At 68.4% G+C, this 13,362-nt stretch carries 12 protein-coding genes; 7 read left to right on the top strand and 5 right to left on the bottom strand.

What is annotated here, in order from left to right:
* Positions 1 to 77 precede the first annotated feature (77 nt).
* Positions 78 to 1,310, bottom strand: coding sequence for a phthiocerol/phthiodiolone dimycocerosyl transferase family protein (locus tag ON27_RS28695; RefSeq protein ID WP_051047075.1), 1,233 nt, complete (start codon positions 1,308 to 1,310; stop codon positions 78 to 80).
* 239 nt (positions 1,311 to 1,549) lie between these two features.
* Between ON27_RS28695 and ON27_RS28700 the strand changes: the two genes are divergently transcribed.
* From ON27_RS28700 to ON27_RS28715, 4 genes are all read left to right on the top strand, one after another.
* Positions 1,550 to 2,467, top strand: coding sequence for a DMT family transporter (locus ON27_RS28700; protein ID WP_043734361.1), 918 nt, complete (start codon positions 1,550 to 1,552; stop codon positions 2,465 to 2,467).
* Between the two features lie 49 nt (positions 2,468 to 2,516).
* Entirely contained in the window at positions 2,517 to 3,182 is a 666-nt protein-coding gene (locus ON27_RS28705; protein ID WP_218003050.1) for a class I SAM-dependent DNA methyltransferase, read from the top strand.
* A 131-nt stretch (positions 3,183 to 3,313) separates the two neighbouring features.
* Positions 3,314 to 4,657, top strand: coding sequence for a WS/DGAT/MGAT family O-acyltransferase (locus ON27_RS28710; RefSeq protein WP_043734363.1), 1,344 nt, complete (start codon positions 3,314 to 3,316; stop codon positions 4,655 to 4,657).
* 218 nt (positions 4,658 to 4,875) lie between these two features.
* Positions 4,876 to 6,000, top strand: coding sequence for an NAD(P)H-dependent flavin oxidoreductase (locus ON27_RS28715; RefSeq protein ID WP_043734364.1), 1,125 nt, complete (start codon positions 4,876 to 4,878; stop codon positions 5,998 to 6,000).
* Positions 6,001 to 6,313: 313 nt separating this feature from the next.
* Here ON27_RS28715 and ON27_RS28720 read toward each other — a convergent pair whose 3' ends face one another.
* Positions 6,314 to 7,090 (bottom strand): GntR family transcriptional regulator, encoded by a 777-nt coding sequence (locus ON27_RS28720; RefSeq protein WP_043734365.1) that lies wholly within the window; start codon positions 7,088 to 7,090, stop codon positions 6,314 to 6,316.
* A 105-nt stretch (positions 7,091 to 7,195) separates the two neighbouring features.
* Here ON27_RS28720 and ON27_RS28725 point away from each other — a divergent pair, with 105 nt between their 5' ends.
* Positions 7,196 to 8,686 (top strand): ABC1 kinase family protein, encoded by a 1,491-nt coding sequence (locus ON27_RS28725; RefSeq protein WP_245560252.1) that lies wholly within the window; start codon positions 7,196 to 7,198, stop codon positions 8,684 to 8,686.
* Positions 8,687 to 8,822: 136 nt separating this feature from the next.
* Here ON27_RS28725 and ON27_RS28730 read toward each other — a convergent pair whose 3' ends face one another.
* The gene (locus ON27_RS28730; RefSeq protein ID WP_086007566.1) at positions 8,823 to 9,422 is read right to left on the bottom strand and encodes a DUF459 domain-containing protein; all 600 of its coding nucleotides are present in this window, start codon (positions 9,420 to 9,422) and stop codon (positions 8,823 to 8,825) included.
* Between the two features lie 87 nt (positions 9,423 to 9,509).
* On the opposite strand from ON27_RS28730, the gene ON27_RS28735 reads away from it, so the two are divergent.
* Both ON27_RS28735 and ON27_RS28740 read left to right on the top strand, forming a co-directional pair.
* The gene (locus tag ON27_RS28735; protein WP_373282800.1) at positions 9,510 to 10,301 is read left to right on the top strand and encodes a 2OG-Fe(II) oxygenase family protein; all 792 of its coding nucleotides are present in this window, start codon (positions 9,510 to 9,512) and stop codon (positions 10,299 to 10,301) included.
* A complete protein-coding gene (locus ON27_RS28740) occupies positions 10,288 to 11,046 on the top strand; it encodes an SDR family NAD(P)-dependent oxidoreductase (protein WP_245560254.1) in 759 nt (252 codons plus the stop codon). Before ON27_RS28735 ends, ON27_RS28740 begins: the two co-directional genes overlap by 14 nt.
* A 7-nt stretch (positions 11,047 to 11,053) precedes the next feature.
* Here the strand turns inward: ON27_RS28740 and ON27_RS28745 are convergent, their stop codons facing one another.
* Together ON27_RS28745 and ON27_RS28750 are read right to left on the bottom strand one after the other, a co-directional pair.
* Positions 11,054 to 11,923 carry an SDR family NAD(P)-dependent oxidoreductase gene (locus ON27_RS28745; protein WP_043734367.1) on the bottom strand — a complete coding sequence of 290 codons (870 nt, stop codon included), beginning with the start codon at positions 11,921 to 11,923 and terminating at the stop codon, positions 11,054 to 11,056.
* A 20-nt stretch (positions 11,924 to 11,943) separates the two neighbouring features.
* On the bottom strand, positions 11,944 to 12,843 hold the full coding sequence (locus ON27_RS28750; RefSeq protein ID WP_043734368.1) for a polysaccharide deacetylase family protein: 900 nt from the start codon (positions 12,841 to 12,843) through the stop codon (positions 11,944 to 11,946).
* Positions 12,844 to 13,362 lie beyond the last annotated feature (519 nt).

Here is a 13,362-nt window from a genome sequence, read left to right on the forward strand (position 1 = left end):
GGTGGCGAGATCGCGAGCCCGCGGCGTCTTCGGACCAGGCCGCGGTCGGACCCCGCCTGGCCGTTGCGGGGTGACGGTCAGGACCGCAAGTCGATCAAGTTGCGCTTCAGCACCTCGACGCGGTGACGCTGGAGGTCGGTGAATTCCTCGGGGTGGTGGATCTCCACGCTCAGCCGGCCGTCGAAAGTGCTGATTACACAGGTGCCCCCGCCCGGTTGCTGAGGACGACGGCCGGTCAGGTCCGGTTTGGCGAGCATGGTGGAGTGGAAGTCGTCGACGCGCAGCGCGTCCTGCTCGGGTAACGGCGGGATGGTTCCCCAGTTGGTCGCGATGACCACACCGGGCAGGGCGGGCCTCGGCGCGGCCGCCATATCGGGGATGCTCAGGGGCGTGCGCTGCACGATGCCCGCGGTCAAGCCCGCGTGCAGGGCCTCGCTGATGCCGCGGGCCGATTCCACCAGCGTCACGTCGGAGGCGGGGGACAGGTAGTTGGCGAAACCGAGGACGTTCGTCCCTTCGGTGGCGGCGATCTCGGGGCTCACCCTGGTGCGTAGGTCGACGGAATACAGGTAGAGCAGCCCGGTCAGGGGGAGTTCCCGAATCTCGGCCTCGGTCCGCAGCAGAGCCGCCGACACCAGACCGTGCACCGTCACGTTCTCGCGATGCCCCAGTGCGACCAGCGCCGCGGTCTCTTCCCGGGTGAGCAGGCACCGGGTGGTGCGCAGTATCGGGTACTCGTCTTCGCGCGGCTGCGGGGGCGACGGCGCACCGGCGGAGGATGCACCGGCGGGCACGGAGCCGGGCAGCGCCATCTTCTCGATCCCCCGCGCCGCGAGCAGGTGCTCCACCGGTTCGGGGAACGCGTGGACCGGCAGTTCGAGCGCGCGGCCGCCGACCGTGTCCCGGTAGCCCGTCCAGAGTTCGTCGACGATGGCGAAAGCGTGATACGCGTCGGCGATGCTGTGATGGATCATGAGCGTGACGGCGGCGGTATCGCCGTCACGCACCACGCACAGGGCGCAGACACCCGCGCGCTGATCGAATTTGGCGCCGGTGAGCGGGTATTCGGGATCAGCGTCGGCGACGAAGATCTCGGGGGTGGCGTCCGTGCCGGCGAAGACGTGGCCGCCCTCGTCGGACACCTCGATGCGGGCGCGCAGCATCGGATGCGCTCGGGCGACGGCTTCGAAAGCAGTCGTCAGGGCCCGCAGGTCGAGCCGACCGGATACCCGGGCCGAATAACCGATGAAGACCTCGCCCGCGGCGAACATCTCCTCGCTCGGGGCGAGCCGGCGGATCACGTCGACCACGATGATGCATTCCCTTCGCTCCCGGCGAGACTAGCTCGAACGTCTTGCCCGCGCGCATCATTCGCCGAAATCGGGCGAACGGGACGGGTGCGGCGGCCTTGTCACAAGCGGGAATTCGAATCTGTCGGATGATCGGACCACCTGGATAGGCTCTGAGTGGTGGGAAGCGAGCGGAATATGCCCCGAATCGAGCGGATTCCATTCGAACCGATCCGTCCGCACCGAACGGCGGGCCCGCGGTGACGCGCCGGGGGTGGTCTCTGTTCCTCGCCATGGGCCTGATCTGGGGCGTGCCGTACGCGATGATCCGGATCGCGGTGGAGGATCTCGACCCGATGGTGGTCGCTTTCGGCCGCACGCTGATCGGCGGCCTGCTGCTGTTGCCGATCGCGCTGTACCGCGACGTGCTGGCTCCGGTGCTGCGGCGGTGGCGGCCGTTGCTGCTGTACACACTGGTGGAGATCACCGGTCCGTGGCTCCTGATCGGGTACGCCGAGACCACGCTGAACAGTTCGACCGTCGGCCTGCTGATCGCGGCGGTGCCGCTGATCGCCGTGGTGATCGTGACCGTGCTCGGCCACGACCGGTTCGACGCGCGCCGGGTGATCGGCTTGCTGGTCGGGTTCGCGGGCGTCACCGCACTGGTCGGCCTGGACGTCGACCTGGGCAATCCGGCGGCCATCGCCGCGATCGGCTTGACCACGATCGGATACGCGGTGGGTCCGATCGTCATCGATCGGGCGCTGGCCGATCTGCCGCCGCTGGGCGTGGTGACCGGGTCGCTGCTGCTGGCGGCGGCCATCTACGCGCCGTTCGCGGGGTGGCTGTGGCCCGCGCGCATCACCGCCGACGCGGCCTGGTCGGTGCTCGGCCTCGCGGTGCTCTGCACGGCCGCGGCGTTCCTGCTCTTCTTCGCGCTGATCGCCGAAGTGGGCCCCGCGCGCGCGACGGTGATCACCTACGTCAATCCCGCGGTGGCGATCCTGCTCGGCGTCACGGCACTCGACGAGCCGCTGACCGCGGGCATGGCGATCGGCTTCCCGCTGGTCATCCTCGGTTCGGTGCTCGGAACGGCACGCAGCCGCGGCGAGCGGGCGCCCGCGGACCGAGCCGCGCCCCCTACGCCGGAGGCAGCCGTCCGAATTCCGGACAGGTAATCGCCAGGGGACGCACGAACGAGAACGAGAACCTAATACGCTGCTCCGGGTGCTGGATTCGATCGAAGACTTCGCAGACGAACGCTCCGACGTGGCCGCCACCCGCGCCGCCTACGACGACATCGCCGAGTTCTACACCGAGCATTTCCGGCACCATCTCGCCGGCGCGACACTCGACCGGGCCATGCTCGGCGCGTTCGTGGAATCCGTGACACGCGGCGGTCGCGGACCGATCGCCGACCTCGGCTGCGGCCCCGGACGGATCACCGGTCATCTCGCGTCGCTGGGCGCGGAAGTGTTCGGCATCGATCTCTCGCCGCGAATGGTGGAACTGGCTCGAGCGGACTATCCACAGCTGTCCTTCGCGCAAGGTTCGATAGAGCAGCTACCGCTGGGCAATGAGACGCTCGGCGGGGTGGTGGCGTGGTACTCGTTGATCCACACCCCGCCGGAGCGCGTGCCGCACGTGTTGAACGAGTTCTACCGGGTACTCGTGAGCAAAGGGCACGTGCTGCTGGCTTTCCAGACGGCCGACCTGCCCGATGCGGTGGAAGCCTTCGACCACAAGGTAACTCGCGCGTACCGCTGGGCGCCCAAACGTCTCGCGCGTTTGCTCGGCGCCGCCGGGTTCACCATGATCGCTCGCATGGTGCGCGAGCCGGAGCCCGACGAGCGGTTCGGGCAGGCCTACCTGCTGGCGTCGAAGGATCGGTGATTCACCGAACGCGGTCCATCCCGTACGGGTAAGTTCGTGTTGCGCGTCGGTTCCCGGCCGCGCGGGCCCACCGACAACGTGGTCGATCTGAACTCCAACACTTGCACCATGTCGTCAGGGGGCGACTCATCATGGAATTCATCGCGCCGGTCGATGCCGTCTTCTTGCTCGCCGAATCCCGCGAACAACCGATGCACGTCGGATCGCTGCAATTGTTCGAGCCACCAGAGGGCGCGGGAGACGACTTCGCCGCGCAGGTACACGCGCGACTATTGGGCAGCACAGAGGTCGATCCGGTTTTTCGCAAACATCCGGCAACGATCTTCGGAGCGCCGCAGATGGCATGGACGTATGCCGAAGAGGTCGAGCTCGATTATCACGTGCGGCGGCTGGCCGTGCCGGGGCCGGGGCGGATGCACCAGCTCGTCGAACTGGCCTCCGGGCTGCACAGCAGTTTGCTCGACCGGCATCGCCCGCTGTGGGAGTTCCATCTGATCGAGGGCCTCGCCGATGGCAGATTCGCGCTGTACTCGAAGATGCATCATGCGTTGATCGACGGCGTCTCCGCGCAACGCCTTTTGCGCCGCACGCTGACCAGCGATCCGGCCTCCAGCGCCACCCCGGTGCCGTGGCACCTGCCGCGTGGCAGGCGTAGCTCGGCGACCGGTGCGGGCGGCGCGGCCCGGAATCTGCTCTCCGCGGCGACCTCCGGCGCCTCGCTGCTGCGCGCCGCTCGAACCGCTCTGCTGCGGCAGCAGGGGAATCTGCCGTTCGCGGCCCCGCGCACCATGTTCAACGTGCCGATCGGAGGCGCGCGCCGATCAGCGGTCCGGTCCTGGCCGATGGATCGGCTGCAGCAGGTGAAGAAGGCCACCGGCTCGACGCTCAACGACGTGGTGCTCACGATGTCGGCGGGCGCGCTGCGGCGCTACCTGAGCGAACGCGACGCCCTGCCCGACAAGCCGTTGATCGCGATGGTGCCGATGTCGCTGCGCGGCGAGGACGACGAGGAGGCCCACGGTGTGAAGGTGGGGGCGGTGCTCTGCAATCTGGGCACCGACATCGCCGATCCGCTCGATCGGTTGCAGGTGGTCAGCGCGTCGATGCGGGACGGCAAGGAGGTCTACCGCACGCTGTCGGCCAACCAGACGATGGCGCTGTCGGCGCTGATGCTCAGCCCGCTCGCCCTCAACCTCGTGCCGGCGCTGATCCCGTTGACCAATCCGACCTTCAACCTCGTCATCTCGAACGTGCCGGGGCCCCGCGAACCGATGTACTGGAACGGCGCGCGGCTGGACGCGAGCTACCCGCTGTCGATCCCGTTCGACGGCCAGGCGGTGAACATCACCCTGACCTCCAATGCCGACCACCTCGATTTCGGCCTGGTCGGGTGCCGCCGCAGTGTGCCGCAGCTGCCCCGCCTGCTGGATCACCTGGAGGAGTCGCTGGCCGAACTGGAGCGGGCCGCTGTCTGACAGCGCGGTCCATTCCCCGAAAAACTAGAACGTGTTACTGTCAAGGCATGGTGCACGGCCCAGTCGAGGACGCCGCAGCCGCTTCATGGCGATATCAGCGGCTCGCGGCGAACTCGACCTGCTGCGGCCGAGCCGTGCCGCGCGCCAGTTATGCAACTCGTTCTAGTACACCTGCGCCGCGCCGTTCGCGGCGGAGCAGTTAGGGAGACCAGCACGCCATGCGTACCGAAATCTGCGAACGGCTCGGGATCGAATTCCCCATCTTCGCCTTCACCCACTGCCGCGACGTGGCGGCCGCGGTCAGCAACGCGGGCGGACTCGGCGTGCTGGGCGCGGTCGGCTTCACCGCCGAGCAGCTCGAGGTCGAACTGGCCTGGCTGGACGAGCACGTACAGGGCGTGTACGGCGTCGACCTGGTGATCCCCTCCAAGTACGAGGGCAAGGGCATCGACGGCCTGAGCCCCGAGGAACTGGAGGCCAAGCTCGCCGAGATGGTTCCGCAGGGACACCGTGATTTCGCCGAGAAGATCCTCGCCGACCACGGCGTGCCGAAGCTGCCGGAAGACGAGCATCACAACCAGTTGCTCGGCTGGACCGCCACCACCGCCGGGCCGCAGGTGGAGGTGATCCTCCGGCACCCGAAGGCGAAGCTGGTCGCCAATGCCCTCGGCACCCCGCCGGAGGACGTGGTCAAGCAGGTGCAGGACTCCGGCAGGCTGATCGGCGCGCTGTGCGGTTCGGTCAAGCACGCGCTCAACCACAAGCGAGCGGGCCTGGACTTCGTGGTCTGCCAGGGCACCGAGGGCGGCGGCCACTGCGGCGAGGTCTCCTCGCTGGTGCTGTGGCCGCAGGTCATCGATGCCGTCGGCGACCTGCCGGTGCTGGCCGCGGGCGGTATCGGCAACGGCCGCCAGGTGGCCGCCGCGATGGCGATGGGCGCCGCGGGCGCGTGGACCGGTTCGGTCTGGCTGACGGTGGAGGAGGCCAACGTGCCGCCCGCGCAGATGCAGACCTACATCGACGCCACCAGCCACGACACCGTTCGTTCGCGCGCATGGACCGGCAAGCCGGCCCGCATGCTGCGCAACGACTGGACCGACGCGTGGGAGCAGGCCGACACTCCCGACCCGCTGCCGATGCCGCTGCAGATGATGGTCGCGCTGGACGGCGTGAAGCGTGGTCACCGCTATCCGGAGGCGGCCAAGGACGTGAACTTCAATCCGGTCGGCCAGATCGTCGGCATGATGAACCGGGTCGAGCGCTCCGCCGACGTGGTCAACCGGCTTATCCAGGAGTACGTCGAGGCGTGCGAGCGCCTCGACATGCTCAACGGCGGGGCCTGATCCCAGCGCGTATTCCGGGTGGGCGATGCCGTGCGGGTCCTCCGTCGGCATCCCACCCGGTTCCGGCTTCGACCCCGCGTGAGTCTTCGCGTGATCCACTACGGCGGAGCCGTATTCGGTACGACTGGCATCGAGTCACCTCGCCTGGACCACCCGTGTTCGCGACTCCGGCAGCGACCCAACTTTCAGCCAAATTGTCCCGGACGGTGCATTTGGAGAAAGCGGGTGGCCATGCCGATTTCGGCGTGCCTACCGAAACAGTGCAAGCGATTGCACAGGAACCGTCTGAGACGAACTATGCGGTGTACGAGAGTCAGGCTGTGGCGGCGCCGGTCTCGTCGCCCCTTTCCTCGACCCCGCCCACCAGTTCCTCGAACCGCACGATGACCTTCTCGTGGTACATGCCGAACAGATCCTCGAACAGCGCCAGCTGCGCCTCGCTCGGGCCGGAGCCGGAATCCCACACCGCGGCCAATGCGCGCCAGACCAGCACGTGCAGGTCCGGCGCGCCGGCGAAGTACGCCTCGACCGCCTCCGGCACCTGGAGCACCATCTCGCCGATCGAGTTCAAGATCGCGCGCTGCATGGGGAGACCGAGCGCGGTGAGCAACCGGCGAACCAGCGCGACCTCGAGCGCCAAGAGCTGCCGCAAGTCCGGATCGTCTTCGCGAGCAATCGATTCCAGTTCATCGATGGCGGCTTTCATTTCGGCCGAATCGATCCGGTACTCGCCACCGGTATAGCCGAGTAGCGCTTCGAGCACGAGATTGCGCTCGACATCGACGAGGTCGCGGAACATCTCTATCGCGATGTCGGGCATGGGAATCGAGAACCGGAACAGCTGGCCGTACACCTCGACCCCGCCGGCCGCCCGGACGTCACGAATCGTGAATCCCTTGCCGCGCCGCGCTTCGACGAAACCATACGACTCCAACCGACCCAAGGTCAGCTGTGCGGTCGCGCGGTTCATGTCGAACTCCTCGGCCACCTGACGAACCGACGGCATGAGATCCCCCGGCTGATATTCCCCCGCGGCAACCCGGCGCGCCAACTCGTCGGCAACGTCGGCGACCACCGTCTGGGATCCCATCGAAGTCACCTTTCGATTACTTTTGATCACGTCCCAGACAGTCTAAGCCCTACTGTGCGGTACTGCACCTGTGTCACACTGGTCCGCGCGACTGTGAGGTGAGTCATGACCATCCGGCCCTTCGGAGAGCGCCCCGCGGAGGGGTCGATCGGTAGACGATCCCGGCTTTTCGCGTCGCGGTCCGATGGTAAACCTCCTGTTCACGGCGTTGTTCGCGGCGCGAAGCTGGCCGCGCTGCCGATGGCGTTCGCCGGACGGCAGGCCACAGGCGCCGGCAAACGCGCCCTCGGCAGATCGGCCGAAGAAGTCAATCGCGACATCCAGCTCCGCACCGCACAGCACATCTTCGAGGTGCTCGGCGAGCTGAAAGGCTGCGCCGCGAAGCTGGGGCAGCTGTTGGCCATCTACGAGCTGGCGCTGCCGCCGGAGTTGGCCGAGCCGTATCGGATCGCGCTCAGCAGGTTGCAGGACGCCGCTCCCGTCATGCTGCCGCACACGGTGCAGGCCGCCATGGCCGACAGTATGGGACCCCAGTGGCGTTCCAACTTCCGGGAATTCGACGATCGCCGCGCCGCGGCGGCGTCGCTCGGTCAGGTGCACCGAGCGATCTGGCACGACGGCAGGCCGGTCGCGGTCAAGGTGATGTATCCCGGCGGCAGGCAGGCGGTGGCGCGCGATCTGGACCAGCTGCGCCGGATCTCTTTCCTCGCATCGGTATTCCTGCCCGGCGCGGACGTGCAGGCGGTCACCGAAGCGATCTGCGCGTCGGTCAGCGCGGAACTCGACTACGCGGCCGAGGCCGGATACCAGAGTGCTTTCGCCACCGCCTATGCGGCTGACGCGGACTTCTACATACCAGAAGTGGTTGCCCAGCAGGGTGACGTCCTGATCAGCGAGTGGATCGATGGCACGCCGGTGTCCCGCGTCGTGGCCTCCGGGACGCAGGCCGAGCGCGACCGGGTGGGCATGCTCATGGTCCGATTCGTGACCTCGGGCTGGGGCAGGCACGGTCTGCTGTACGCCGACCCGCATCCGGGCAACTTCCGGGTGTTGCCCGACGGCAGGCTCGGCGTGATGGATTTCGGCGCGTGCTGCGCTTGGCCGCCCGCGGGTTTCGACGAACTGACGCTCGACTGCTGCAAGGCGATCTTCCGAGGCGGCCCGGGAGAGCTGGCGGCGGCCACGCGCAGGCACGGCTTCGTGGAAACCGGACGGGCACTGGACAGCGAGGCGCTCTACGCCGCGATCACCCCGTGCGGTGAGCCGCTGCGGCACACCACCTATCGGGTCACCACGCGCTGGCTGCGCCGCCAGGTGTTGCGCACCACCAACCCTCGCCTGACCAACGTGATCCGGCAGATGACCATGCCCGCTTACTTCACACCGTTCGCTCGCTCGTTCCTCACGCTGGTGGGCGTACTCGGACAATTGGAGACCGAAGGATCATTTCGCGACGAAATAGTCCGCTGGGTGCCGCAATTGAGCGAAGCGTTCACCGTGGAGGAGTTGCCGAAGGCTCCCGCGCCGACGGTGGACTTGGCCGCCGTGCGCAGGCAGCGGCTCGAGACGGGGGAGCGGGAGCTGCCGATCGGGTGACCCCGATCATCAAGGCTCGCAAGCGCGTTCGATATGCTGCCGAGTAGGCATAGGCGGGCCCCGCGAAAGATCATTTCAGCACTTCGTCTCAGACAGTCCGCTCTCCATTCGCCTGGGCGCGTCCCGGCGCGACGCGTCACCGCGACAACCACGCGTGCCAATGCGGCGCGATGAGCGCAGCCATCTCGTCATAGCCCGCCGCCGCGGGATGCGCCCCGTCGCCCGCGCGTACCTCCGCCGACCACACCGGATTGCCGCGCAGCTGCTGGTGCACGGGCACGTACGGCACATCCGCCGCGGCGCAGACCCGCGCGAACCGCGCGTCCAGCGCCGCGATGCGGGCATTGTGCTCGTCGTCCGCGATCGGCGGCGGAGCCACCAGCAACACCCGCCATCCCCGCTCGGCTGCCCGCGCGAGCAGCTCGCTCAGGTTGGCCACCGACTCCTCGGGCGTCACCCTCGGGCCGCCGTTTTCGTGCATGGCGTCGTTCACTCCGAACGACAGCACGACCCGGGCATCCACGCCCTCCGGCAGCCGAGGCGCGCATTCGGCCCGGAAGCGCGCGAGGGTCTCGGCGGAGGTCTGCCTGCGCACCCCGAGGTTGTACGCGGTCAGCGGCACGCCACGCGCGTGCGCGGCGGACGCGAGCCGGCCCGCCCAGCCCAGGCAGCGCGGGTCGCCGACACCGGCGACGAACGAGTCTCCGACGAAACACACACGCAGATCACCACTCACCCGCACGATCCTCGCAGCGCGCACCAGCCCGCGCGCACCGGCTGCGGGCAATATGATCGCGAAGGGTTCGACCGGGAGGGAGTAATGGTGACAAGCGAGCCGGGCCTCGCGACGCCGCCGGTTCCGCAGTGGTTCGGGGAGTTGTTCGCCCATCGGCGCTGGATTCGCCGCAGCCACCCGTTTCCGCACGTGTACGCCAGAGACGTCTTCGTTCCCGAGTTCTACCAGCGATTGGCCGACGAACTGCGGCGGGTTCGCCGGGAGCGCCCCGGGCTGTTCGAGACCGTCGCCGCCGGGTACAGCGCCGACGGCATCCGGTTGGCCGACCTGCGCGACGGTCCGCTGGGGGTGTTCAGCTCGCGGGAGTGGCACGACCTCGTCGCCCGGCTCGGCGCGGTGGAGGCGACCGGCGACATCGAAGGCTCGGTGCACCACCACGAGCCGGGTAGCCCGTTCGGCTGGCCGCACAACGATCTGAACCCCGCCTGGTTCCCCGGGCCGCCGCCTGATCGCGACGACGTGCGTCTACCGGACGGCACGGTCGACATCAAGACCGGGGCGCGGGCGCCGGGGGTCGTCGCGCGCGAGACCGTACGCGCGGTGGCGGTGCTGTTCTATCTCGGCAATCCGGGATGGCAGCCGGGCGACGGCGGCGAGACCGCGCTCTACGACCACGTCGCCGACGGGGCCGCGTTGCCGTCGGTGGTGCTGGTTCCGCCGCTGGACAATTCGCTGCTGCTGTTCGAGGTCACCCCGCGCAGCTGGCACACGTTCGCGGGCAACAACGTCAGAGACCGCAACAGCGTGGTGATGTGGGTGCATCGCACCAGGGCGGATGCCGAACGGCGCTGGGGAGGAGACAAGATTGTCCACTGGTGAACGCCGCGTCTGCCTGCTCACCGGCGCGAGCGGCACCCTGGGCGACGCCTTCTGCCGGGCCTACTACCGCGACTACGACATCGTCGCGGTGTGCCGCACGCGCACACCAGCGGTGCCCTCGCAGCTGGAGTGGTACGTCGATCCGCTGGCGCCGCACGCGGCGGTGCCGGAGAACGACGCACGCGTCTTCGTGGTCCGATCCGATCTGACCGAGCCGGGCGAAGCCGAACGGGTGGTGGACCTGGCACTGGCCCGGTTCGGACGGGTCGACCTACTGGTGAACAACGCGGCGCACGTCCGGCTGCACCCGCGCGGCATCGTCGACGGTGACGCCGCGCTGGCGGACTTCGATCCCCATTTCACGCTGAACGTAGCGGTGCCGCTGCGCCTTTCGGCGCGATTGGCGCAGCGGTGCTGGTTGCACGCGGGCCCGGAGAATCGCGCGCGCAACCGCAACGTCGTCAACGTCTCGAGCATCTCCGGTTCGGAGGTCTACCCGGGCCAGACCCTGTACTCCGCGTCGAAAGCCGCGCTCAACCAGCTGACCCGCATGCTCGCCGCCGAGTTCGCCGAGTTCGGCGTGCGCGTGAACGCCATCGCGCCCACCTCGTTCCCCGCCGTGGTCCCCACCGAGCAGGTGGCGCGGGCGATCGTGGAGCTCGACGCGAGCGACCAATCCGGTGGGGTGTACGGGGTCGGCGTCGAACTGGACCATGCGGGCGGATCCGCCGACGTCCAGCCCTGACCGCGGGCTATCGACTCGTGCCGAGCCCCGTGGCCCGCTCGGACAGCGTCCACAGCCGCCGGGCGAGATCGGCGTCGATCGCCTGCTTGTTGCTCGGCGATTCCAGCTTGAAACGGTGGAAGTACTGGCCGTTGATCGCCGCGCCGTCGGCGGTGGTGGCCAGGTGCACCAGCGGTTCGGCGCCCTTGTCCGGGCGGATGAAGAACGGGCGCGACAGCGGAGACCGGATGAACCAGCCGAGGGCGAACGGGGCCCGGTCGTAGACGTGGGTGGCGACCGCGCCAGGATGGAAGGCGGCGGTGGTGATTCCGGTGCCCGCGGTGCGGCGGGCCAGTTCCCTGGTGAACAGGATGTTCGCCAGCTTCGACGTGCCGTACGCGCCGAGCTGGCTGAACGAGCCCGTCGCCGCGTTGACCCGGTCCAGGTCCAGCTTGGCCATCCGGTAGGTCATGCTCGCGGTGTTGACCACCCTGGCTTCGGACTGGGCCAAGCGCTCCAGCAGCAGGTTGGTCAGCAGGAACGGCGCCAAGTGGTTGACCTGGAAGGTGAGCTCGTTGCCGTCGTCGGTGACGGTGCGCTCGGGCCACGCGCCGCCGGCGTTGTTGGCCAGCACATCGATCCGGGGGTACCGGTCGAGCAGTTGGTCGGCCAGCTTGCGTACGTCGTCGAGCCGGGCGAAGTCGGCGACGAACGGCTGCGCGCCCGCCTTCGCCGCCACCTCCGCCGTGCGCTCCGGCGACCGCCCCACGACCGCGACGGTGGCGCCGCGCGCCGCGAGTTGCTGCGCCGCGGCGGCGCCGATGCCCGAACTGGCGCCGGTCACCACCACCGTCTTGCCGGCGAGGTCCTTCTCCTGTGCCTGGTCTCGCACTGCCATTCCTGCCTCCCGAGCATCGGTTACGTGACCCGATCGTCTTCGGCTCGCGGGTATTCGGCAAGTTTCGACGCGGCCGAGTAGTGCTCGGCGATCTCATCGCTGGTGGTGAGCCACACTCCGGCGTGGTCGGCCACATAGTCGAACGCTTGATCGAGATATTTGATCCGGAATGCCTGCCCGATCACGAACGGATGCAGGGCCAGCGCCATGACACGCCCACTGTCGGCCGATTCCGCGTAGAGCTGGTCGAGCTGATCGCGGACGATCCGCACGAAGTCCGGGCCGCTGGTCGCCTTGCCGAGGAACAGCGTGTTGTCGTTGAGTTCCACCGAGTACGGGACGCTGAGCAGGCCGGGTACCGACAGCGGATAGGGCTGGTCGTCGTTGGTCCAGTCCAAGACGTAGCCGAGGCCGAGTTCGGCCAGCAGCGACGGGGTTCGGAAGGACTCGGTGAGCCCGGGCCCCATCCAGCCGCGCGGCCTGCGACCGGTCGCGCGCTCGATGGTCGCGACCACGTCGGCGAGGTACGCGCGCTCCTCGTCCGGCGGCAGGTCCGGCTGGAGGATCGAATTGTTCTTCCCGTGCGCGAGCCACGCCCAGTCCCGTCGCACCCCCGCCGCCACGATCTGCGGATTCTTCTCGACCACGTCGGAATTGAGCAGCGCGCTGGCCCGGATGCCGTGCCGGTCCAGCACCTCGATGACCCGCCAGATGCCCACCCGCGGTCCGTAGTCGCGCCACCCGTAGTTCAGCGGGTCGGGCGCGAGCCCGGCGGTGCCGGGAAAGATGCTCGTCGACGGCCGATCCACCTGATAGTGCTCGACGTTGAGCCCCACATAGAACGCGACTCGGGCGCCACCGGGCCAGCGCAGCGGCGGACGATCGATGATCGGGCTGTAATCGAAGAGTTCGTTGTCCATGCCCTCATGGTCGAACTTGACACTAATGTGAGGATCAATCTCGAAAAGAGTGAGATAGCGCACGCCAGGCGGTCGATGCACGACACCACCGGCGGCTCGGCGAGGGCTCCGGCCGGTATCCTGCAGCGAACCTACCAACTGATTTCGTACGCACATGGGTAACTCACCGGGTACGCCCAGAAGAGGAGTGGCGCCCAACGCAGGACCTGAACGCGGGTCTCACGTCTCCCCACCCGTACGGCCCGAAGGCCCGGAGAGGCGGAGAAGCACCCCACGCAGGACCTGCGTGTCGGTCCGGCGCCACCTGACCAGTACGGCCTGAATACCCGGAGAGGCGGGGCGAGCATGCGAGTGGACGGGCGGGAGATCCCGGTCACGGGCAGCCTGCTACAACCACTGATCCGGCGGACCAGCGACATCGTCCGGGTCGTCCTCGCAACGCTGTGGGTGGCGGTGGTGATCGCGGCCTCGCTGATCACCCGCCCGGAATGGCTGGCCTTGGAGCGCTCGGTCTCCAAC

It is taken from the genome of Nocardia asiatica NBRC 100129, assembly GCF_000308415.1.
Taxonomy (GTDB): Bacteria; Actinomycetota; Actinomycetes; order Mycobacteriales; family Mycobacteriaceae; genus Nocardia; species Nocardia asiatica.

Bases quoted from the DNA above. Each gene is read 5' to 3' on its own strand.
- ON27_RS28710 (WP_043734363.1), top strand. From the start codon at position 3,314: ATGGAATTCATCGCGCCGGTCGATGCCGTCTTCTTGCTCGCCGAATCC.
- ON27_RS28715 (WP_043734364.1), top strand. From the start codon at position 4,876: ATGCGTACCGAAATCTGCGAACGGCTCGGGATCGAATTCCCCATCTTC.
- ON27_RS28720 (WP_043734365.1), bottom strand. From the start codon at position 7,090: ATGGGATCCCAGACGGTGGTCGCCGACGTTGCCGACGAGTTGGCGCGC.
- ON27_RS28725 (WP_245560252.1), top strand. From the start codon at position 7,196: ATGACCATCCGGCCCTTCGGAGAGCGCCCCGCGGAGGGGTCGATCGGT.
- ON27_RS28745 (WP_043734367.1), bottom strand. From the start codon at position 11,923: ATGGCAGTGCGAGACCAGGCACAGGAGAAGGACCTCGCCGGCAAGACG.
- ON27_RS28750 (WP_043734368.1), bottom strand. From the start codon at position 12,843: ATGGACAACGAACTCTTCGATTACAGCCCGATCATCGATCGTCCGCCG.